Annotated in this window: 22 protein-coding genes; 17 read left to right on the top strand and 5 right to left on the bottom strand. The window is 57.6% G+C overall.

Going from position 1 to position 21093, the window contains the following annotated elements:
- Positions 1-36: 36 nt before the first annotated feature.
- The 13 genes from HFP54_RS14620 to HFP54_RS14560 all read left to right on the top strand — a co-directional run bounded on the left by HFP54_RS14620 (position 37) and on the right by HFP54_RS14560 (position 9581).
- Positions 37-675, top strand: a complete 639-nt coding sequence (locus HFP54_RS14620; protein WP_168565705.1) for a hypothetical protein — start codon at positions 37-39, stop codon at positions 673-675.
- Positions 672-1463 carry a hypothetical protein gene (locus HFP54_RS14615; protein WP_168565704.1) on the top strand — a complete coding sequence of 264 codons (792 nt, stop codon included), beginning with the start codon at positions 672-674 and terminating at the stop codon, positions 1461-1463. The genes HFP54_RS14620 and HFP54_RS14615 overlap by 4 nt, the downstream gene beginning before the upstream one ends.
- 124 nt (positions 1464-1587) lie before the next feature.
- Positions 1588-2010 carry an OsmC family protein gene (locus HFP54_RS14610; RefSeq protein ID WP_168565703.1) on the top strand — a complete coding sequence of 141 codons (423 nt, stop codon included), beginning with the start codon at positions 1588-1590 and terminating at the stop codon, positions 2008-2010.
- A 46-nt stretch (positions 2011-2056) separates the two neighbouring features.
- Positions 2057-2956 (top strand): hypothetical protein, encoded by a 900-nt coding sequence (locus HFP54_RS14605; protein ID WP_168565702.1) that lies wholly within the window; start codon positions 2057-2059, stop codon positions 2954-2956.
- Positions 2957-3034: 78 nt separating this feature from the next.
- Positions 3035-3598, top strand: coding sequence for an RNA polymerase sigma factor (locus HFP54_RS14600; protein ID WP_145299545.1), 564 nt, complete (start codon positions 3035-3037; stop codon positions 3596-3598).
- Positions 3592-3963 carry a hypothetical protein gene (locus HFP54_RS14595; protein WP_168565701.1) on the top strand — a complete coding sequence of 124 codons (372 nt, stop codon included), beginning with the start codon at positions 3592-3594 and terminating at the stop codon, positions 3961-3963. The genes HFP54_RS14600 and HFP54_RS14595 overlap by 7 nt, the downstream gene beginning before the upstream one ends.
- Before the next feature lie 125 nt (positions 3964-4088).
- On the top strand, positions 4089-5126 hold the full coding sequence (locus HFP54_RS14590) for an ABC transporter ATP-binding protein (RefSeq protein WP_168565700.1): 1038 nt from the start codon (positions 4089-4091) through the stop codon (positions 5124-5126).
- A gap of 6 nt (positions 5127-5132) precedes the next feature.
- The gene (locus tag HFP54_RS14585) at positions 5133-6044 is read left to right on the top strand and encodes a type II secretion system F family protein (RefSeq protein WP_168565699.1); all 912 of its coding nucleotides are present in this window, start codon (positions 5133-5135) and stop codon (positions 6042-6044) included.
- The gene (locus HFP54_RS14580; protein WP_168565698.1) at positions 6044-7234 is read left to right on the top strand and encodes a type II secretion system F family protein; all 1191 of its coding nucleotides are present in this window, start codon (positions 6044-6046) and stop codon (positions 7232-7234) included. Before HFP54_RS14585 ends, HFP54_RS14580 begins: the two co-directional genes overlap by 1 nt.
- Entirely contained in the window at positions 7221-7670 is a 450-nt protein-coding gene (locus HFP54_RS14575) for a hypothetical protein (protein ID WP_168565697.1), read from the top strand. The genes HFP54_RS14580 and HFP54_RS14575 overlap by 14 nt, the downstream gene beginning before the upstream one ends.
- Positions 7667-8224: a PulJ/GspJ family protein gene (locus tag HFP54_RS14570; protein WP_168565696.1), complete on the top strand. Its 558-nt coding sequence runs from the start codon at positions 7667-7669 to the stop codon at positions 8222-8224. The genes HFP54_RS14575 and HFP54_RS14570 overlap by 4 nt, the downstream gene beginning before the upstream one ends.
- Entirely contained in the window at positions 8221-8667 is a 447-nt protein-coding gene (locus HFP54_RS14565) for a hypothetical protein (RefSeq protein WP_168565695.1), read from the top strand. Before HFP54_RS14570 ends, HFP54_RS14565 begins: the two co-directional genes overlap by 4 nt.
- On the top strand, positions 8667-9581 hold the full coding sequence (locus HFP54_RS14560) for a DUF1559 domain-containing protein (RefSeq protein WP_168565694.1): 915 nt from the start codon (positions 8667-8669) through the stop codon (positions 9579-9581). The genes HFP54_RS14565 and HFP54_RS14560 overlap by 1 nt, the downstream gene beginning before the upstream one ends.
- Before the next feature lie 75 nt (positions 9582-9656).
- Here the strand turns inward: HFP54_RS14560 and HFP54_RS14555 are convergent, their stop codons facing one another.
- Positions 9657-10199 (bottom strand): hypothetical protein, encoded by a 543-nt coding sequence (locus HFP54_RS14555; RefSeq protein WP_168565693.1) that lies wholly within the window; start codon positions 10197-10199, stop codon positions 9657-9659.
- Between the two features lie 604 nt (positions 10200-10803).
- On the opposite strand from HFP54_RS14555, the gene HFP54_RS14550 reads away from it, so the two are divergent.
- Both HFP54_RS14550 and HFP54_RS14545 read left to right on the top strand, forming a co-directional pair.
- The gene (locus tag HFP54_RS14550) at positions 10804-12681 is read left to right on the top strand and encodes a multiheme c-type cytochrome (protein WP_235951828.1); all 1878 of its coding nucleotides are present in this window, start codon (positions 10804-10806) and stop codon (positions 12679-12681) included.
- A gap of 1 nt (position 12682) precedes the next feature.
- The gene (locus HFP54_RS14545) at positions 12683-14581 is read left to right on the top strand and encodes a hypothetical protein (protein WP_235951827.1); all 1899 of its coding nucleotides are present in this window, start codon (positions 12683-12685) and stop codon (positions 14579-14581) included.
- Between the two features lie 45 nt (positions 14582-14626).
- Here the strand turns inward: HFP54_RS14545 and HFP54_RS14540 are convergent, their stop codons facing one another.
- A complete protein-coding gene (locus HFP54_RS14540) occupies positions 14627-15463 on the bottom strand; it encodes a HisA/HisF-related TIM barrel protein (protein ID WP_168565691.1) in 837 nt (278 codons plus the stop codon).
- Positions 15464-15492: 29 nt separating this feature from the next.
- Entirely contained in the window at positions 15493-16032 is a 540-nt protein-coding gene (locus tag HFP54_RS14535; RefSeq protein WP_146414310.1) for a DUF2617 family protein, read from the bottom strand.
- Between the two features lie 336 nt (positions 16033-16368).
- Between HFP54_RS14535 and HFP54_RS14530 the strand changes: the two genes are divergently transcribed.
- On the top strand, positions 16369-16953 hold the full coding sequence (locus HFP54_RS14530; RefSeq protein WP_146413117.1) for an anthranilate synthase component II: 585 nt from the start codon (positions 16369-16371) through the stop codon (positions 16951-16953).
- Between the two features lie 77 nt (positions 16954-17030).
- On the opposite strand, the gene HFP54_RS14525 is transcribed toward HFP54_RS14530, so the two are convergent.
- Both HFP54_RS14525 and HFP54_RS14520 read right to left on the bottom strand, forming a co-directional pair.
- Entirely contained in the window at positions 17031-17570 is a 540-nt protein-coding gene (locus HFP54_RS14525) for an RDD family protein (protein ID WP_146413116.1), read from the bottom strand.
- 97 nt (positions 17571-17667) lie between these two features.
- The gene (locus HFP54_RS14520; RefSeq protein WP_168565690.1) at positions 17668-18792 is read right to left on the bottom strand and encodes an AAA family ATPase; all 1125 of its coding nucleotides are present in this window, start codon (positions 18790-18792) and stop codon (positions 17668-17670) included.
- Between the two features lie 326 nt (positions 18793-19118).
- Between HFP54_RS14520 and HFP54_RS14515 the strand changes: the two genes are divergently transcribed.
- Complete coding sequence (locus tag HFP54_RS14515; RefSeq protein ID WP_168565689.1) at positions 19119-21071, top strand: ATP-binding protein; 1953 nt, start codon at positions 19119-19121, stop codon at positions 21069-21071.
- Positions 21072-21093 lie beyond the last annotated feature (22 nt).

Here is a 21093-nt window from a genome sequence, read left to right as displayed (position 1 = left end):
AGACTCAACCTCGGTTTTATAGATTAAGGCATCCTCATGGGGCAGAAAAGGCACACGAACCTGAAGGACCCGAAAACGTTCCTCAAGAGATGGTACGCTGAGCAAAAGACAACAGATAATGCCAACTGGACATTTTACATTGGTTTGTTGCTGCTATTCTCAATGCCCCCCCACCTATTTGATGGCAAATTTTACCCGCTCCTACATTTTAACTTTCCTTTAGGTGGCGAAGGGATCCCCTGGAACTCTCGCACGCAAGCTCTTGCAAAACAGATGTACGATTCTAGTAACGAGGTTTTCAAGATCAGTACCAGCATTGCGGCGGGCATATGGGCGGCATTAGTTTTGGGGCACGACAAAGTCAAATGGCTCACACGCATCAGTAGTGCCAGAAGAACCCTTTGGTGTGCATGCACTTTGCTATTATTCTCATTCTATCAGCATCTACGATATACTCGTATGCTGACGGAGATTCAGGTACGCGCAGAAGTAATAACCCTGGAGAATCCAGCCGGCATCTTTGCGAACACAGCGTTAGCATCACCAACAGACCCGATGTTCAACGCAATTTTCGTCGGACAGAAGTTGTCGCTTATTTTCGCGGTGACACTAATTGGACTCACGGTAGCAAACACTATCAAAGATGCGTCTAGATTAACTGGGGTGGAAGAATGAAAAACCGGGTTCTACTTTGCACATTCATCGCACTACTGCTGACAACGCATTCGTACGGACAAGAAGCAATTTCTACCGAAGGCGAGCTTGCCTCGAGAAATCTATTTTCTGCCTTCGACAGCATTCGCTCGAGCATCCGCAGAATGAGGCAGCGCGGTGAAGGAAGTTTCCCGAGGGAAGGGCAAATCGCCAACAGCTTGGTGTCATCCAACGCGATCCAGGATTTTGTCCTCGAACTTACGGATGGCTACGAGGTGAGCAGCGAAGACCGTTGGGAACTCAGCGTTTCCGTGGCGTCATTTTTCTCGTACACATCGTTCGACGAGAACATTCGCACATACGTTTCGCAGATTGCGAATGAAGAAGACATCGAGCCGGAGACAAGCGCCCTTAAGGTTGAGCTCTTTATCAGCAAACTTTCTTCAGTAAGCACGCAATCGCCTGAACTGTTCTTGGTTAGAAACAACAAGTTTGACACAGCCAAATTGTCGCAAGAAATCCGAAATTCGGCGAAGGATGCATTTGCGAGCTTTAACAGATATTGCCTCGTGCGATTTACATCAAAGCCTCAGGGCGCTTTAATTGAATCAAAGCCTGACGGAGTTTTTTCTTGGGCCAGTTTTAGCCAACTCCCCAAAAGGACCAACAATGCCGCACGTTGGTTTAGGCATGGAACATACATTATGCGATTTTCGCTCCCCATTGGAGCGACTTCACCATCACGTGATTCTGTAACTCGAAAGATCGTAGTCTCTGGGTCAAGCATGACAATCCCAGTTGAGTTTTAGGGGCTAGGGATGCAGCGGTCGGCATACTCAACAAGAACGGGCTTAGACTTCGCAGAACATCAAAATGTGACCATTTTAGATTATCGCTTGGTTTGACACGTCTCTATTTACACAGGTTTTTTGCATGTCGGTTGAAATCAACGTCGTTTACCAGGGCGAACTGGCTTGCCAGGCCACTCACGATCCAAGCGGAATCCAGCTGACCACCGATGCGCCGGTGGATAACGGCGGCAGCGGATCATCATTTTCGCCGACCGATCTGGTGGCCACCGCTTTGGGATGTTGCGTGATGACAATCCTGGGGCTCATAGCCAAACGACACGACGTTGATTTGGTGGGCACACGCGTCCACGTGACCAAGGAAATGGTGACCGATCCGCTGCGTCGTATCGGATCGCTGGTGACAACCGTCACGATCCCGCCCGGCGTGTCCATGGAAGCGTCCATGCGTCAACGTTTTGAGAAAGCGGCCCGGACGTGTCCTGTCCACGCCAGCTTGCACCCGGACATCAACGCCCCGATCGAATTCGTCTATCCTGAAGGGTGACCGCAGCTGTTTCATTCGCTTCTCGTTTCCCGCAGGTTCCCTTGCCATGACGACGACGCCAGTTCATCGCAATCGCCGACCTCGCGTCATCGCCGCGGTCGTCCTGACCATCGGATGGGGCGTCATCGCGGCCACCGATTTGAATGCCCAATTGCCCCCGGAAATTACCGAAGACGAAAACATTCGCGTGACTCGGGTGACTCCCGAAGCGGCGTTGGCTCAGTTGCAACAAGAATACGCCCAGTTGCTGCGAACGGTCGGTGCCGATCACCCTGACGCTCAAGGTGTGGCCCAGCAAATCAGCCAGATCCGAATGGGCTTGGCGGCACTGGGACGACCGGTCGACGACGATGCGATGCCCAGCGAAGTCCCCGCGGTGACGGTTCCGCAAAGCACCCTTCCCCAGACCACGGTTCCAGCCGATCGGGCCGCGGCGACCGACGCATCCGCCAGTGACGGTGACGAAGCGGAATTGAGTCTGAACCCGCGACAGGTCCAATTGCTACAAGATCGCTATCGCGAATTGGAGCAATCACTGGGCACATCGCATCCGATGGTCCAGCAACTGGCCGCTTTGTTGGGCCGTTTGACGGCGGAGGTCCCGACCCCGGCGCCAGCGTTCGCCCCCGCCGCAACGCCGGCATTGCCCGCTGCGGCCCCGGGGATTCCGCCGCTTACGCCATCGACCGTCGATCCGAACAATTCGCCCGCATCACCATCGGGCGATCCGATGCTGAATCCCGAGTCGGCGGATCCCTACGACCTATTGGTGATCATGGCACGGCGGGTGGTCCGGCTGGAACAGGAAGTCTTGCGAATGCGTGACGAAATCCAGCGTTTGCGTGACAGCGATCGTGACGCACGTTTGGTCCCAGGGACCAGCGACCGTGACACCAGCACCACCCCTGATTCACTGCCCCCGGCATTGGAATCGTTGCGGCCCTAGCAACGAGAAAATCTTTTTTCCGATGAATCGTCGGGATTTTTGAATAAATCAACACGACGACCGCATCCCCGTGTTGTCATGCCGCCTACTGAACTTTCCGACCGCGTTCGTCTGCAAGCCAGACGTATCATCGAAAGCCGATCGGCCGCACTGTCGGGTCTGTACGATCTGACGGCGGTTCGATTGTTTCGTTACGCGTCCTCGATCACTCGTCACGCCCAGGATGCGGAAGACGCGGTGCAATCGGCGTTGGTCCAGGTCGCCGATCGCCCATGGATGATCGTCGATTCGGACCAACCTTGGCCGTATTTGCTGCGGATGGTCCGCAACGAATCGTTGATGATCGTCCGCAAGCGTCGACGATGGGCATTGCTGACCAGCATTTCGGACCGTCTGATCGGTCGCGGCGACGATTCACTGGACCGGCATGAAACGGAAGACCAAGTCTGGCGAGCCTTGAGCGAGTTGCCGCCCGAACAAAGCGAACCGGTCGTTCTGAAAATCTGGGAAGACCTGACGTTTGCTCAAATCGGCGAAATGCTGGAAATCCCCGCCGCGACGGCAGCCAGTCGATACCGATACGCGATCACCAAACTGCAGCAGAAGCTTCAACACGTTGCACCGGAGCATCTATCATGCTGACCAAGTGCGACCACGATGCATTGGAACCACCGTCGGTGGAACGTTTGATCGATCAAGCGGGACGTGGCATTCGCGTGAACGAAACACTGCGGTTGCGAACGATCGACGAAGCCCGACGTCGTGACCAGGAAAGATCGCTGCGACAGTCTTTGGCCGCGACGGTGTTGTTCGTGTTTGTCGTTTTGTCCGCAGTCACGTTCAGTTTTGAATTGATGCGACAAGATTTCCTGAAACATCCGTCCCAATCAACAGACGTGGTGATTCCAACCCACAATCACGAGGCGACCGTTTCACCTTGGAAACTGGTCGATGCGGTGGATCATTGGCGACGGTCTCAAGCACAACAGTGGAACGGCGGTCGTTAGTTCGATCTTCCGGCAGACTTTTCTAAACAAATTGTTCGTCGGATTGCATCATCCCTGTAAAGCCGCGAAGCATTCGGCCAAGCCGCGACGCATTCGCACCGATGCTTTGCTCGACAGGAATGATGATGCCAGATTCACCCGCACCCGATTCGCCGCCGCCGGATCGTGACCCCGCGAAGGTTGAATTTTCGCAGTGTGTGGAATTCAACCAGTTGTTGGTCGCGCTCAGCCGGGCAGAACTTTCGATGCGGCTTTATCCCGGTCGATACGGTGACGCATTTGTTGACGATTTGCGGACTTTGGAATCCGACATCGCACGTTCGATCGGCTTGGGCGGCGAACTGCCAGCGGTATTGAATGATGTGACCGTCACACCGCCACGATACGCTGCCGCGTTTCGTACTTGGGTCGGCAAAGCGGATGCGTCGGTGGCCTTTTCGGCGTTCACCCAGTCCGACCCGCGTGAATCATTGCAACTGCACGCCTGGTATCGAACCGGTGCAAGCTTGGCTGTCTTGTTGGCGGTCGCCAGCATGGTGTTTGCCATGGCGGCCGTTTTCAGTGCCCCTCGCATGGATCGATTGTTCGACGATCTGGGTCTGGACGGTGGCGACCAAACGAGCCTGCTGTGGTGGATGGCCGGCACCGTTTGTATCGCCGTCCTTGTCTTGTTGGCTGCCGGATTCTACTTCGGTCGCCACGTACTGGGCGGACTCCATGATTCGATAGCAACGTCCAATCTTTCGGCCTTCGGATCGTCCGCCCGCCGTCAATCCTTTGCATCCGACATCGCCGCTCGGACTGCGACACTGGTGTCCACGGGTTGGTCGTCTGACGATGCAGTGCGTGAATCCATCCGACTGTCGGTGAACCGAAACGATCCGCCGGGCACCTGGGGTTCACTGCTGCAGTGGGCCAGTCGTACGGAATCTAGCCCGCAAGCCGGGGACGGTGCGGACACGCCCCCCGGCCCAACCGAAGCCTCCAGCCCGGCATTTTTTCAGTCCGTGTCCAACGCGTATCAGCAACTGTCGGAATTTGGCCGCCCACGCCAATCGCTTTGGCCCGCGCTGACCCACGCATTGATCGGTGGCGTGTTGGTCGCAACGGCCGCGTATTTTCTGATCGGCCCCTATGTCCGACTTCTCATTGCGGTCAGCTGACAAGTCATGAATCAAACCAGCAGCCCACCGGAACCGCTGACCTGCGAACAAGCGTTTGCAGCGGAGATCGGCAAACGACAGGTCACCCGTCTGATGCGAGGCCGTCGGACGCTGGAACGACCCGGCGAAACCAAGATATCGGCGACATCGGCCGCAGCCGCCGTGGAACTGGCTTCGATTCGCCTGGCCAACCGGCGACGTCGGATCGCTCAGGTGCTGTATCCACTTTGTGTCTTTGTTTTGACGGTGATCGTCTTTCTGGTTTTGAATTTTACGATCATTCAAGACTTCCGACAGATGTTTTCCGAATTCGGGCTACAGCTTCCGGCACCGACCCTGTTGCTGGTCAACCTCAGCCGTGCCGCGGGCGATTCGCCGCTGGGTTTTCTGTCATGGATCGTGATCATTTCGCTGGTGATCGTTGGAATCTCCATCGCGATGATTCGATTCGCATTCGCCTATCCGCCCTTGCGATTTTTTACCGCCGGATCCATGTCACCCACCGAGACCGTGGCGGAACTAAGCAGTCTGGGTGCCGAAGCATTTCGCGGGGGTGCCGACGCAAGATATGTAGCCGACCAACTGGCGCAGGTTGCCTTCCCGGCACCGTATCGGCTTGCCCTGCAACAATTATCGGCGGTGGTCTCCGGCGAACAGACCCCCACACGCCTGGAGGATTTGGACAGTTTGCTGCCGCCCAGCTTTATCGCGGCGTTTGCGCCGCACCAATCGTCTGAAACCGCTGCCACGACGCTGGAAACAGTATCCCAGGTGTACGTCCAGCGATTGCGAATTCGCGGAGTGACCCGCGGCGGGATCCCGGCGGAAGTCGTGCTGGTCTTTCTGGGCGGCATGATCGGTTTGTTGATCATCGCGTTGATGATGCCTCTTGTCTCGCTGATTTCGGGGCTCAGCTGATGTCTTGGCAAACGATCGTTGAAAAAAGCGTGATTCTTTCATCACTGCGTTGGCTATGGCAACGGATCGAAACGTTGCTGCCTGCTGCGGTTGCGGACTTGGATTCACTTGGCAGTGCCTTTCGGTCCACGCCGGCTTTCAAGCGAGACGCGATTGCAGCGTTGCAGTTTGGCACACTGCAGTGGATCGATCACAGCCATCGTCAGGGAACCGATTTGATCAAAACTCTGGACCGTTATGCCAGCGAAAATCGCGGATGGTACCGACGACGTCTGCGATTGATGACCTCGCGGTTGCGTGAAGGCACGCCGCTCGTTGATGCAATCGAACAGACCCCGGGGGTGCTTTCGGATGAAGACGCGATTGCAATCCGCTTTGCCGTTCAGAATGGGACGTTACCCACGACATTGGAACGTCTGGCGGCACAGCCGGATCTGCTGCGCCCGCAAACGCAAAGCCGCATTCGATCCACGCTTCGCTACGCCGTTTTGCTACTGGTGGTCGGTTGGCTGGTCCTGCTTTGGATGCAGATGAATTTTATCGGCGGTGGTATTCAACGATTTTTGTTGGCGTTCCGCGATTCGATGTTGGGATGGTCGGTCCCGGACCAAGACCCTCCGCCGCTGGACCGTGCCATTTTGTGGATCGACTGGATCGGCCAAAACTGGGTGCTGTGCCTGTTGGTGATCTTTGTTGCCGGATGGTTGTTGCTGGCCCGCGCGCCTCGTCGCTGGTTGTCCCGGCGTATGGAACGCAGCGGTTGGGCACGACGAAACCGCACGCAAATCCCAACCTTGTTGGATTTGCTGGCCGATGCATCGCAGTGCGGGCGTCCCCTGGTCGCATCGGTTTCCACGCTGGGGCGATATCACTTCGACCCAAAAACCCGTCAACGTTTTCTGTTCGCACGGAACGAGATCGACCATGGCATTGCACCCTGGAAAGCCCTCGCCGAGTGCGGCGTGACCACCACCGCAGAATCCAACGCGTTGACGATCGCCCGCGATGCCGACCGGCCATGGATTTTGCGATCACTTGCCAGTCACCTGCGTGAAAATTCGGCACGACGTTTTGAATGGGTCGCCTTGATGCTTCAGTTAGCCGTCGTCCTGCTGTTCGCTTTGGTGGTGATGGGCTTGGGTTGGGTGTTGTTCGGAACCTTAGCGGAGCTGATTCATGGACTTGCCTAGCGTTCCCAAGCGAACGGCGGTCCGCGTCGTGGACCGCCGTGGTTTTTCAATCACCGAGATCATCACCGGATGTTTCTTGATAACCGTCATGATGGGTGCCGTGGCACCGATCGCATTGCTGTCGCGAAAGACCGCCGACATCGCCCGCCAATCGCAAATCGCGACGGAGATTCTGTCGGCCGAATTGGATGGGTTGACGATGATGCCGGCAGAAGAAGCGCGAAAACAACTTTCGACGTATGCAAAAAACGAAGACGTCCATCCGGCGCTGCAGCGGGCAACACTTCGCGGCACCTACTTGGACGACGCCGACGGCCCAAGAATCCAAATGACTTTGACTTGGGGTGCCCCCCAACGTCGACGATCCACATCACTGGTCGGCTGGATCAATGATGCCGACGGCCAAGCGATGATCAAAGCGGAGCCATCGCCATGATCAATACCTCCATCGACCCAATCGGCCAACGTGTCAACGGCGGCTGTGTCCAGCGACGCCCCTACCCCAATCCATTCACCGGATTTTCGTTGATCGAAGTGTTGGTGTCTCTGTCGTTGGCCAGCATGTTGGGAACCATTGCGGTGGGCTTGCTTTTGCGTTGCCAACATTTGTCCGACGGTACCACCAATCAATTGGACCAGATCCAAACGTTCAGCCGGCTGGCCGACACCTTTCGCGACGATGTCCATACCGCGTTGTCAGCCGATACGAAAACAAATGCATCGGTCACGCTGCGATACGCTGGCGATTCAGTGATCCAATATCAATGGGACCAAGCCAGCCGACGCATTGTCCGATCGATCCGGCGTTCCGACCAAGTCGTTGCATCGGAGTTTTACGTTTTGTCTTCAAAGGCTCACGTCAAATTCGAACAGGCGTCCTCTCCAGACATCGTACGGTTGAATTTGGATACCGCCGGTCGATCCGAAAGGTCGACAAACTCCGTGGTCTGCCAAGCGGTCGTTCATCGTTGGCCGGAGGTTTCGAAATGATGAAACGTCACCTTCATCGACCGATCACCCGTCGTCGCGGCTCGCTTGTTCTGATCGCCCTTGTGTGCTTGATCGTCGGTATGTCCGTCTTGGTGTCATCGGCCCACCGTGCATTGTTGGTGCAACGACAAACCGAACGCTTCACGGCGTTGCGGCAGTGCCAATGGCTGCTAGATGCTGGAATCAATCGCGCCCTTGTGGCCATCGAAAATGACGCCGACTACGACGGCGAAACATGGCAATTGGACCAGCCCCTGCCCGGCCGGCGTACCGGTCAGGTGACGATCGCGGTGCAAGACTCCGATTCAGAGAACGGCCCGCAGCGGATCCAGGTGACCGCCGTTGTTGAACCAATGAACTCGCCCGTCGGCCGCGGCCAGATGCGGCGCAGCCATTCATTCCGACTTCCCGTTTCCGATAATCACGCCCAGGATTCCCAATAATGTACAAGTCTCATTCACGGCGGCGAATTCACTCCAGCGCCGGCTTCACCCTGGTTGAACTGTTGGTGGTGATCGCGATCATCGGTGTGCTGATCGGGCTGTTGCTGCCGGCGGTACAATCCGCGCGCGAAGCGGCACGTCGATGCAGTTGCGCGAACAATCTGGTCCAGATGGGTTTGGGCATGCATCAATACGAATTCGCGAACGAGAGTTTTCCGTCGGGTGTGATCGATGACGAGGGCCCGATCCGCAACGAACCCATGGGGCGACACGTATCATGGACCGTTCAGATCTTGCCGTTCATTGAACAAGTCAATGTGTCACGGCACTTTGACCGGGAAGCCGGCGCGTACGCTAGTGTGAACATACCGCCACGAAAACAATACATTCCCACCTACATTTGCCCGTCCGAACCGCGAGCGTCGGTCGAGATGATGTCGTCCGACTCGGCATCGGATGATCAATCACAGATTCCACAAGAGTTTCCGATCAGCAGCTATGCCGGCTGCCAAAACGATGTCGAAGCCAGCATTGATGGGGATCGAAATGGAATTCTGTTTCTCAACAGCGACGTACGGTTCGAAGATCTGACCGACGGATCGTCCCAAACCCTTTTGATCGGTGAAGTCCGCCACGAGGAAACCTTGCTTGGTTGGCCGTCGGGAACGCGATCGACGTTGCGTAACGCCGTCGACATCAATTCCATTTCGTCTTATCGATCGGAACCCGACCCTGAACCATCACCACTCGGGCCGCTGGACGTTGGAGGCTTTTCCAGCAATCACCCGGGCGGTTGCAACTTTGTGTTCGCTGACGGGTCGGTGCGTTTCCTGTCCGAAGCGATCGAACCGGAACTCCTTCGCCAACTCGGCCATCGTGCCGATGGCGAACTGTTGGAAGGCGATAGGCTGTAGATTCCGATTCACTCTGCCCGGCCGGGTTTGGGTTATTGACGTTCCATCATCGACCGGCCGATCATCGGGCGAAGTTCATAGCCATCGACCGAACCAGTCTCCCAGCGCATCGGTGAATGACCGCGCCGCTTCGCCCATCGGTTTCGCCGTCCCCAGTTGATCTCCCAGGCCGGGCAGGGCCATTGCGGTGACCAAAAACAGAATGAATCCGGCAAAGGCCAGCGTGGATGTTCCCGCGCTGTCGGTTCCGCGAACATCGCCGTTGCGGAACAGCGACCAGCCGACATGTTCACTGGGTGGTTCGGTCAAGTCTCTTAAACGCCGCATGCCGACTTGGACATGCCCGTCGGGTGAATGGAAGAACCACTGTGCGTGGACCTCGAATCGGGTGCCGTCAAACTCCAACACCCAGGGACGCCCCACTTTGACGTGTTTGGCTCCTTCCGGTGTGACCAGAACAGTGAAACCATCGATGCTGGTTTCCTGTACGGTGACGGCTAGCTTACGCCGTCCGATTCGGATCAAGGCGGATCCTTGATCGGCCTGAACCGGGCAACGAAAGAAATCCGACGTGGCCTCTTCTGGCGAATCGCAGTGTTGGACGTCTGATTGGCTCATGCTGGGTACGCTCGTTTGCGTTGGCGACAAATCACTCCGTCACGCGATGGGTCACTGCCGGCCTGATCGCCAGTTCGATGATCCGTCGCATGGTCGTACGGGATGTCCGGTCCGCCCCCGATGCGAAAACCGTCGCAGGACCTTCGACACATCGGTTCACCAGATCGGGCGACTCGTGGAGAGAGTCCTGCGTTGGAAAGCTAGGTCACGATGCCCCGCGCGGCTCAGCCAGATCATCAAACCGCGACATTTTTCACCCACCCGCGGGGCGGGGCAGGAAAAGAATTCCGGTTACAAGGGTTGTGGCAGTTACGCAGCCGGCCGAAACCAGTTAACCGTTTCGGATGATGCGAATCTTTCCGATCGAACCGGTCGCATGAATCGATCGGATCACACGGGCAGTCCCAAATGCACCAATCCGATCGGTCATTCCGCGTCGATCGATTGAAACGAGGAATCGTTGATCCGTCGCCGGAACCGCTGCGCGGATCGATCATCGCCCACCGCAAACACGGAAGTGCAGATGCCGCCACAGCGTCGAATCAACATTCGACAGGACGTTACGCCAAACAAACGTACTCTGCGAAACGGTGTGGCCACGCGCATGGCGGGCCCTTGGCCACTGGCGTGCGTGATGGCGATCGCCTGTGTAGCGGTGATCGGTGCATCGTGGGGACGCGCCGACGATGACAGTCTGTTGCTGGCTGATCCGGCCGATGCTGCGACGCCAGCGAACGACGATCCGCTGTTGAACATGGCGCGGCCGAACCGCTTGAAAGAAGCTGAAAAAGATACCGACAAGAAAAACGCCGACGGCCAATCCGATTCCCAAGCGGAAGACCCACACCTGCAACTGTGGACCGAAAACTGTTACCCGTCGGCGGAGACCTGCCGTAAGTGCCATCCCAAGCAGTACGACGAATGGTCCATCAGCAGCCACGCCTATGCCGCGGTGTCGCCGATGTTCCAGCGGTTCGAACAAGCGATGACCGAATTGACCCAGGGAACCGTGGGGTCGTTCTGTGTCCGATGCCATTCCCCGGTGCAAACGCAACTGGAATTGCCTCGTGACCTGAGCTTGTTGGAAGCCCCCGCGGTGGTCCGTGAGGGGATCACATGCATCGCCTGTCACCGAGTCAACGAGCACTATGGGCGCAGCCACGGTGACCGTCGCATCGAACCCGGCAATATCCACGCCCCGGTCAACGGCGGTCACGGCGGCCACGGATTGCGTGATGCGCTGGCGCAAGCGAACAAGCTGAAACTGAAAACAAGTCCTGACCAAAAAGGCCCGGGGCAACCCATTCACGCATCGGCCAACTTCTTTTCACCGATCACCAACAGCGACGTTTGTGTTTCCTGTCACCAAGTCGCCGTGCATCCAGGGTTATGGCTTGAGATCGTTCATGCCCAATATCGGTCGGGTCCCGCGGAAGCCAAGGGCATCAGTTGCCAAGACTGTCACATGGGTGCCGTTCCCGGGAAGCCTCTGGGATACGAACAAGGCCATGCCGCTGTCCTAAATGACAAACCCTTTGGCACGCCTCGGAAACATTCCAATCACACCTTTTGGGGTCCGGGATACTCGATCGCCCATCCGGGAATCTTCCCCCATCACCCCAAGGCCCGAAAGATCGCGCCACGCGACTGGCTGGCTTTCGATGTGAATGCCGGATGGGGAACCAAAGGGTTCGAAGATCGCGTCGACGAATCCATGGTCTTTCCCGAACCTTGGTCGACGGTCGACGATCGCATCGATGGACGAAAGATCATCGATGAAAACATCGCACGCGTGCACGAAAAGCGGTCGTCGTCGGCGATCACCCTGGAATCCGCGATCAAGGTCAGCGACCCAATTTTTTATCATCCACCGCGGTCCGGCCGACCGCTTCACGTGGGCTTTCGCATCGACAACATCAGCGAAGGGCACAACGCGCCGACGGGATCTCTGGGCGCTCAGCCGCAACTGTGGCTTAACGCGGTCCTGATTGATCCGAAAGGTCGCCGCGTTTGGGAAACCGGTTACCTGGATCGACAGGGTGACCTTGCGGATCTGCACAGCGTTGATGTGGCTCGGGGACACGTTCCCCGCGACGCGGAGCTGTTTAATTTGCAAACGAAGTTCTTGATCAATAACATTCGCGGAACCGATCGCGAAGTGTCGTTGCCGTTGAACTTCAGTTTGGACCAATTGGTGTTTCTGCGCCCTGGTGCGGTGCCGGTCAGCGTGCTGAATCACCCGCCGCTGATTCGCATGGAAGCACATTCGATTCCGCCGCTGGACCACCGCATCGCAAACTACACGATTCCGCCCACCGCACTGAAGACGCCCGGTCCCTATCGGCTGAGTGTGCGTATGCGAAGCCGGACCGAACCGATCTATTTCATGAAATTGATCGGTGCCACGCCGGACATGATTCGCCGCATGAACGCGAACATGATCGACATCAATCAACGCAGTCACACGTTCTGGGTGCGCTGACATGTCGAATGGACAAAATCGACCATCTTCGCTGCTGATCGCTATTCTGCTGGCTTCCGTGTTGTCAGTCAGTGCGGCGATCGCCCAGCAACCGTTTCGTTTGCCCGGCACGGTCGCCGGATCGGCCAAGGAGACGGCTACACCGGGCCGCCAGTCAAATTCGCTGCGACTGCCATCGCCCGCTCGATCGCCCGCGTCGGATGAAACGCCGGCGGACACGATGCCGATCAAATTGTGGCCCACCGTCAAGCCTCCGGTGCAACGCCGTGTTTCCCCCATCCGCGACAATCCGTTTGCGGCGTCAACGCCCAAGCCGCAACCGTTGCCGATGATGATGCCGGCGGCCGTTGCGCCGCGTCAGCCGCCCGCGCAGACTTTACAGCCGTCGGATTCGCCGGAAAACAGCAAGGCTGGTAGCGAATCAGCCAATCGCGAATCCACAAACCGCATCGTCGACCAAACGGCAAGCAAGCCGGCGACAAACGCATCGTCGCAGCAGCCGACGCCTGACACTCAGGTCGATTGCGATCGGCCACCGGTCCACTACAACGATTTTTCGCCGACGCCTGTGCCCGCCGTGTCGATGGTCCATGACCCGATGCGCGAGGCGTATGTTTACGACGCCAAACGCAGCGTTCCGACACAGCATCCCTGGATCGAGTGGGGGCGAATCTTTTACGGCGATGGCATCACGCCCCGTGGCCAGGACTGGTTCGGTCAAATGAACATGGTGCGATCGGAGTTCTATGTTTACGGCGACTATCGGATCGGTTTGGGCAGCGGACGCAACGCGGGAGGGCGTGCCGACAACTTGGCCGCACGGTTGAACCTGGACATGGATTGGCAATTGACCGACACCGAGCGGTTGCACGCATTCATGGGCCCGCTGGACAAGAACAATCAGTTCAATCGCATCGAACTGATCGACGGTGACCTGCAATACGAACCGGTGTTCGACCCGAACTTGGTGACGTTCTTTTTCGAAGGCGATCTCGGGGCGATGGCCGCCGGGCTGCACGACATGCGTTCGCCCTTCGAATTGCCGATCACGGTCGGCCTGATCCCGCTGTTGTTTCAAAATGGCGTCTGGATGGAAGACGCCGTGACCGGTGCCGCCATCGCATTGCCGGCCAAACACAGTCGACTGCTGAATTGGGCCAATTACGACTGGACCTTCTTTGCCGTCGTCGATCAGTTGAACAGTCCAGCGTTCGGGGCAGACAAACACGCCGCCCAAGCGTTTGGAACAGCCATGTTCATCGATGCCTACGACGGGTACATCGAAGCCGGCTATGCGTACTTGCGTGACCGCACCCAAAGCGAACGCAGTTACCACAACATGACCGTCAGTTTCACGCGTCGCTACTTTGATCGAATCAGCAACAGCGTACGCTTGATCGTCAACACCGGCCAAGACCTGCGGGCGGACCTGCGCACCGCTGACGGCGGACTGTTGCTGGTGGAAAACAGCTGGGTGACCGACAATCCGTTGCGAGTCGTCCCGTACGCCAACTTCTTTTTCGGCTGGGACCGGCCGCAATCGGTCGCCCGTGCGGGCGCCGCGGGCGGGATTTTACGGAACACCGGCATCAATTTTGACACCGACGGTTTGAACGGTTTGGCCACCTTGGATCCCACCGCCAGCGATACGACGGGATTCAGCATCGGCGTCGATCTGATCGGACAACGGCTGGACCGCCAATGGCTGCTGGAGTTTTCTTACCTGACGCCCCATGGCAATCGAAACCTGGACGTCCCGGATGACCAATACGGGGTGGGAACCCGGTACCAGTTTCCCATCAGCCATCGATCACTGCTGCGATTCGATGTGGTTTACGGATGGCGTCGCCAATTGGAAGACGTCTACGGAACTCGAGCGGAATATCGGTGGAAGTTCTGAACCAGGCGATCGAGTCGATCACTCCGATTGACCACGACCACCATCTCAGTCCTGAGGCGGCAACATCGCGGTGGCCACCAGGACGGCATCACAGCCGGCGTCCACGAAATTGCGGACATCATCGGCGTTTCGCACTCCGCCACCGCTAATCCACCGCACCGCTGGACCGCCCATCGTTTGATATTGCCCGATCACGTCGCGGCACAACTGCATCGGATCGCTGCCACCGGACGCGGTTCCCACTTGAGCGACATCCAGGATGATCGCCGTGTCGATGGACTGCTGCTGTACGGTTTCCAGCCACTGTTGCAGGCTCGGGCCGCGCGACCAGAATTCGCCGCCACGAAAGTCAAAACTAAAGACCATCCGATCAGTTCCGATCGGCGGACATCGCTTTTGTAGCGCATCAACGTTGGCCAGCGATTCGCTCGCCATCACCCAACGCACCCAGCCGTACTGGCGGCTGATTCGGCTGACTTCGCTGTGAATTTCCGGCGGCTCTTGGCCGGTCCACCCCAGATCGATCCAGCCTCGGATTCCGCCTTGGATTGCCAAATGACGCAGGATACGCCGCAAGGTTGGCCATTGGGGTTCATGGCCGCAAAGCGAATCCAAATCCGCCAGATAGAATTGCCGCAAGCCGAGCCGCAGATAGTGATCGGTCAATGCAATCACCGAACCGGCATCGGACGCATCGGCCGACAAACGAATCGGACGATACGATTCCCGGTGCCCGGCGACCGCATGCACGGCCTGATGATCGGCCAAGTCCAGCACGGCGACACAGCGGGTCAGATCCCAGGACGCTGTCCCCGGCACCGGGGCTGCTGCGTCGGCTTGCGTACGCTGGTCCTCGGTCGTTTTTGCATCGCCCCCGCTCATCGATACGATTCACCCCGATGCTGGATAGATCAAGTTTCCAACGAGAACAGCGATTCGACTTTCACGATCGCGTAATCGTCGGGAAAGGTGTGAATGGCTTGGACCAGCATCGAACGCAACCGCAATTCGATGTTGATGTAGCTGAGAGCTCCAAAAGCCATTCGTCCGCTGGAATCGAAACGGTGCAGCAGGCCTTCGGTGGGTCCGTTGCCCAATTGCTTTTGAACCATCCAAAACATGTCCGGTTCAACGGATTCCAATTGAAAGTGGGTTCGATAGCTGACACCACCACGACATTCGGCCGTTTCGGTGCGACTGCCCTTCAGCGGTTGGGTCAATAGACAACGCCGCTTGGGCAGCGGTTGGCGGGCACTGGTGGCGACTTCGCACAGCGTGCCGCCGGCCGCGTTCCACGTCACGACGTGGCCACAATTGGTCAATTCGATCCGCGATTCGTAGTTGCTGCGTTCAATCCGTCGACTCTGATGCACCACGTACAGTTCCGGGTGCAGCGAGCGGCTGAACACATGAAAAGCCAATTCGGCAACTTTGGGGCGAACCGAAAGCAAAACGAGACGTCCAAAATTCAAAGAGGAAAAGAATCGCTAGATCGAGCCGTCGCGGTAACGCCGCCTGGATCGACAAGACGCCGGCACATCGTGCCGCGAGGATCGTGCCGTCCAGGCCGACACCGTTGGTGAATCGCTGTTGAACACACGTTGTTGTTGAACGCACGTTTCGTGGGATCGTGACCCGTCAAATGAGGTCGCTGTCCCTGTCGGCCCGTGCATTATAAGCTTTGCGTCAAAGACGGCGCAAGATCGTTTACGCCGGCGATTTCGAAGAATCCGTTTTTCGATTCCTTTCCGCATTTTCCCATTGACATTCGCTGCCGGTGCAGGCTCATGGTCGTCGTCATCGATAATTACGATTCCTTCACCTACAACCTGGTCCAGCGATTGGGCGAAATTGATGGTGCAGTCGACGTTCGCGTCATTCGCAATGACGAAATGTCGGTCGATGCGATCGCCGAATTGCGACCTTCGCGAATGATCATTTCGCCCGGCCCTTGCACACCCAACGAAGCGGGTGTCAGCGTTCAGTGCGTGCGTCGGTTTGCCGGCCAGATTCCGCTGCTGGGCGTCTGTTTGGGACACCAGTCGATCGGCCAAGCGTTCGGCGGCGACATCATTCGCGCCCCCGAATTGATGCACGGAAAAACGGACCAGATCCATCACGACGATGGTGGACTGTTCGCCGGCGTGCCCATGCCGTTCATCGCCACCCGCTATCACTCCTTGGTCATCGACCCGGAAACTTGTCCCGATGATTTGATCGTTTCGGCATGGACCGACACCGGCGGCAATCGCCAAATCATGGGCGTCCGCCACCGCGAGTATCCGCTGGAAGGCTGGCAATTTCACCCCGAAAGCTTCTTAACCCAGCCCGGTGTAGAACTGCTACGCCGCTTTCTGACTTGGTCGAAGTAGCCGGCCGAATCGTCCGACCGATGGAACGTTGCCGCCGCAAAAAAGCCACGCGAATCGCAAACGCGGCGTTTCATTGATCAGGCGCGAATCTGGTCCTTGATGACTTTCGTCTTCGCGATGTCATCGTGCAGACAAGCGCGATTGCTGCGGAAGATCAGCAAGGCGTCGATCAACGGAATGATCCCACCGACGATCGGAATCAGACTGCACGCCCACAGCCAGGCGTAACGTTTGCCGATCAGCGGCCAGAAAGGCAGCAGTTGTTCGGTGTCGCGGTGTACGATCGTCGTCTTCATCACGACTTTGCCGATCGTCTTGCCCTTGCTTGCCAGCAAGTATCCGTTCAACGCCAAAAAGATCCCTACGCCGACCAGAGCCCCCGCCGCTTCGATCGCATATTGATAGGTCTGCACCCCTTCGGCACCCACGGCGGCGGCAAAGGCGAAACCGATTCCGAACGAAAACGGGATGATCAGCACCAACTGAATCACGCCATCGATCAGTGCCCCGAGAAAACGTTCGCCCAGTGTCGCTAGCTCGGTGGACTGCGGCACCGTGGTGAACGGGTCGGCGGACATCGTTTCAGCAGTCGGTGCGTACGGATTACTCTGGCTCATTGCGTTGACTCGGCGGTAACCATGGATTGAAACGGAGCAGGGGGGCACGGGGGCGCCGCCAAATCATATCACGTCTCCGACGCGTCGATGCAACCACTTACAGCGCCGACTGATCCGCTTGTTTCGTCTCGTCCATCAGCCGATCAATCAAGTCATCCACTCGAATGCCATCCGCTTCGGCCGCAAAGGTCGGGACCATTCGGTGTCGCAAGATGGGATGGGCCAAGGCCTGGACATCTTCCACGCTGACCACGCTGCGTGAATGCAACAAACACCTTGCTTTTGCGGCCAGGACCAACTGTTGTGATGCACGCGGCCCGGGGCCCCACTGAACAAACTCGCGCACCCACGCCGGACTGGACGGATCACTCGGTCGCGCCGAACAAACCATTTCCAGCACCCAATCACGAACGTGCTGGGGCAGAGGCACACGGCGGACCAGCGATTGAAATCGAACCATGTCGTCACCCGAAACAACCGCGCGGACTTTCCAATCGGACGTCGACGTTGTTCGGTCAATGATCTCGGCCTCTTCCTGACGATTCGGATAGTTGACCAAGACGTGGAACAAAAATCGGTCCCGCTGGGCTTCGGGCAACGGATACGTGCCTTCTTGTTCGATCGGATTCTGGGTGGCCAGAACAAAGAAGGGCTCTTTCAGCCGATACGTGTGCCCCGACGCAGTGACTTCGTGTTCCTGCATCGCTTCCAGCAAAGCCGCCTGGGTCTTCGGCGGCGTTCGGTTGATTTCATCAGCCAACAGCATTTGCGTGAAGACCGGCCCCGGTTGAAACACCAATTGCCGACGGTTCGTTTCGGGGTCCTCTTGGATGATGTCGGTGCCGGTGATATCCGCCGGCATCAAGTCGGGGGTGAACTGGATTCGCCGAAATTCCAAATGCATCGATTGTGCCAACGTACGGACCATCAGAGTCTTGGCCAGCCCCGGCACCCCTTCCAACAAACAATGGCCTCGGGCCAGGATCGCGATCAACAATTGCTCGATCACATCGTCTTGTCCCACCACGACCTGGGCGACTTGGTGACGGATCGCTTGACAGGCTTCGACCAATTGCCTGGCCGCGATCAAGTCGTCGGTGGCGTCGTCGGTGGCGTCGTCGGTCGGCGTCGTTTGTTCGCCGGATGACGGATCGCCATCCACTTTGCCGGCCGATGCGTCGTCCTGGAAATCCTGGTCGCGAAATGCGTTGGGTTCTTGCATCGGTGGGCGTCGTCGGAAACGGGGGGTATGGGCGGCGTGTCGACCATATCCGCTGGGATCTGATCAATGCGAACCGCCAACAGCGGACGGGTCGACCACGCTTGCAGACCAACGTGATTGGTGGCCCGCCAACGTGAAAGATGTCTGAAACGTGTGGTACATTCTTCACAGACGCCGCGCCGATCACAATCGGTGCAGCGTCAATCGATGCGACCACCGATCAACGGTGGCAGGTCGGACCGCCTGGTACGACCGTGGGCGGCCGCACCGTTCGGACCGGCCGCGTGCACAGTTGCCCCAGCTTTTTATTTTCGACGATCCTTCCCATGGCTTCCCTGTTTGTAGTTCGCGGCCGCAATCAGGGATCTTATTTCCAACTGCGTTCGGCCGTTCATCGAATCGGACGCGAAGGCCACTGTGACATCCAACTGCTGGACAGTGAAGTATCGCGGACGCACGCGGAAATCCGCTGCCAAGCGACCGCGGGCAAGTACCAACTGCTCGATCTGGGCAGCAGCAACGGGACCCGCATCAACGGCGAAAAAGTTCAAAACCACTGGCTGCAAAGCGGTGACCGCATCGAAATCGGCCAGTCGTTGCTGATTTTTACCGGCACGGGGCTGCCCGCATCCCTGGATGCCGCCCACGGGGTCGACATTGTCGGCAAATCTCGTGACAGCGAAGCCAGCCAGATCGTTTCGTCGCTTTCACGTTCCGCCGCAACCGGTCCGCCGTCGGCATCGGACGCCGAACGATCGTTGGAAGTCATTTATCGAACCGCGATCGCCGTCGGACGTGGCGAAGACCTGGACACCGTGCTGGATCGAATCTTGCAATTGGTTTTTGACTGGGTCGATGCGGATCGCGGCTGCATCATGCTGAAGGATCCGGACACCGGCCAATTGCAGCCCGCCGCACGATGCGACCGCCAACTATCCAAACCCAACGAATCGCTGGGCAAATCCGATTCGCTTCACCTGACGACTTCGCCGAAGTCCGATTCATCATCGGCGACGAACGTCAACACGGACGAACGGATCGCGATCAGCCGGACCATCCTGGACTACGTGATCGACCGTCGCGAAGGTGTTCGCACGACCGATGCAAAAGGCGACGATCGGTTCGAATCGGCCGCGTCGATCGTTCAGGCAGGTGTCCGCGAAGCTTTGTGCGTGCCGCTGCAAGGCCGATATGACATCGTCGGTGCATTGTACGTTGACACCTACAGTTCGCCGGGACGGCTGATGCAAAGCGGCGGCCAGCCAAGGTTCACCGACGAACACCTGCGTTTGATCACGGCCATCGGATACCAAGCGGCACTTGCGATCGAAGACACGTTCTATTATTCGGCACTGGTGCAAAGCGAACGCTTAGCGGCGATGGGTCAAACGATCGCGATGATCAGCCATCATGTAAAGAATATTTTGCAAGGCATCCGGGGCGGCAGCTATCTGATCGATGCGGGACTGAAACGAGACGACAACGACGCGGTGCGACGTGGCTGGTCCATCGTCGAACGCAATCAGGATCGCATTTCCAACTTGGTCCTGGACATGCTGTCGTTTTCCAAAGAACGCGAACCCGAACGAATCGATGCGGACTTGAACGCCACGGTGTCCGACGTGATCGAATTGATGCACAGCCGGGCACGCGAACTGGACGTCCAGTTGGGCTGTGACTTGGCCGATGACCTACCGACCGCAAAATTTGATCCCGACGCGATCCACCGGGCTTTGCTGAATCTGGTCACCAACGCGATCGACGCGGCCAAGGCCGGGGTGGATGCCCAAGACGATGTCGCGGATTCGATAACGGAAATTCAGTCCATCGAACAAACGACCGACGACGTTTCATCAACGTCGGACACACTGGAAAGCTTGCCGCCACACGCCCCCACCGGTCCGCTGGCCGAAGACGTTCCGAACCCGGACGACGACCAGGCCAAAGTGTTTGTGCAAACGAAGTTTGTCGCCGGCCATGGATGGCGGGTCGATGTGATCGACAACGGCTTGGGCGTGCCGCCGGAACAACGCGAAAAGATCTTTTCGCTGTTCGAATCCAGCAAGGGTTCCACTGGCACCGGCTTGGGGCTGCCCGTTAGTGCCAAAATCCTGCGTGAACATGACGGCGACATTCAAGTCTTGGATTCGCCGGTTGGACGCGGCAGCTGTTTTAGGATTTGGCTGCCCTGCGAGGAAACAGACGACGCCGGGGCCATTCACAGTACGACCCTGCCCGATGACGTGATCGTCACCGATCATGACACCGAAAATTCTTGATCCAGTATCGTCGTTACCGGAT

Source organism: Crateriforma spongiae (assembly GCF_012290005.1).
In the GTDB taxonomy this organism is placed as follows: Bacteria; Planctomycetota; Planctomycetia; order Pirellulales; family Pirellulaceae; genus Crateriforma; species Crateriforma spongiae.
Note: the sequence above shows the minus strand (reverse complement) of the source record. Positions and strands in the feature narration are given on the sequence as shown.

Coding starts and splice junctions, on each gene's coding strand:
- HFP54_RS14620 (WP_168565705.1), top strand. CDS start 37: ATGGGGCAGAAAAGGCACACGAACCTGAAGGACCCGAAAACGTTCCTC.
- HFP54_RS14615 (WP_168565704.1), top strand. CDS start 672: ATGAAAAACCGGGTTCTACTTTGCACATTCATCGCACTACTGCTGACA.
- HFP54_RS14610 (WP_168565703.1), top strand. CDS start 1,588: ATGTCGGTTGAAATCAACGTCGTTTACCAGGGCGAACTGGCTTGCCAG.
- HFP54_RS14605 (WP_168565702.1), top strand. CDS start 2,057: ATGACGACGACGCCAGTTCATCGCAATCGCCGACCTCGCGTCATCGCC.
- HFP54_RS14600 (WP_145299545.1), top strand. CDS start 3,035: ATGCCGCCTACTGAACTTTCCGACCGCGTTCGTCTGCAAGCCAGACGT.
- HFP54_RS14595 (WP_168565701.1), top strand. CDS start 3,592: ATGCTGACCAAGTGCGACCACGATGCATTGGAACCACCGTCGGTGGAA.
- HFP54_RS14590 (WP_168565700.1), top strand. CDS start 4,089: ATGCCAGATTCACCCGCACCCGATTCGCCGCCGCCGGATCGTGACCCC.
- HFP54_RS14585 (WP_168565699.1), top strand. CDS start 5,133: ATGAATCAAACCAGCAGCCCACCGGAACCGCTGACCTGCGAACAAGCG.
- HFP54_RS14580 (WP_168565698.1), top strand. CDS start 6,044: ATGTCTTGGCAAACGATCGTTGAAAAAAGCGTGATTCTTTCATCACTG.
- HFP54_RS14575 (WP_168565697.1), top strand. CDS start 7,221: ATGGACTTGCCTAGCGTTCCCAAGCGAACGGCGGTCCGCGTCGTGGAC.
- HFP54_RS14570 (WP_168565696.1), top strand. CDS start 7,667: ATGATCAATACCTCCATCGACCCAATCGGCCAACGTGTCAACGGCGGC.
- HFP54_RS14565 (WP_168565695.1), top strand. CDS start 8,221: ATGATGAAACGTCACCTTCATCGACCGATCACCCGTCGTCGCGGCTCG.
- HFP54_RS14560 (WP_168565694.1), top strand. CDS start 8,667: ATGTACAAGTCTCATTCACGGCGGCGAATTCACTCCAGCGCCGGCTTC.
- HFP54_RS14555 (WP_168565693.1), bottom strand. CDS start 10,199: ATGAGCCAATCAGACGTCCAACACTGCGATTCGCCAGAAGAGGCCACG.
- HFP54_RS14550 (WP_235951828.1), top strand. CDS start 10,804: ATGGCGGGCCCTTGGCCACTGGCGTGCGTGATGGCGATCGCCTGTGTA.
- HFP54_RS14545 (WP_235951827.1), top strand. CDS start 12,683: ATGTCGAATGGACAAAATCGACCATCTTCGCTGCTGATCGCTATTCTG.
- HFP54_RS14540 (WP_168565691.1), bottom strand. CDS start 15,463: ATGAGCGGGGGCGATGCAAAAACGACCGAGGACCAGCGTACGCAAGCC.
- HFP54_RS14530 (WP_146413117.1), top strand. CDS start 16,369: ATGGTCGTCGTCATCGATAATTACGATTCCTTCACCTACAACCTGGTC.
- HFP54_RS14525 (WP_146413116.1), bottom strand. CDS start 17,570: ATGAGCCAGAGTAATCCGTACGCACCGACTGCTGAAACGATGTCCGCC.
- HFP54_RS14520 (WP_168565690.1), bottom strand. CDS start 18,792: ATGCAAGAACCCAACGCATTTCGCGACCAGGATTTCCAGGACGACGCA.
- HFP54_RS14515 (WP_168565689.1), top strand. CDS start 19,119: ATGGCTTCCCTGTTTGTAGTTCGCGGCCGCAATCAGGGATCTTATTTC.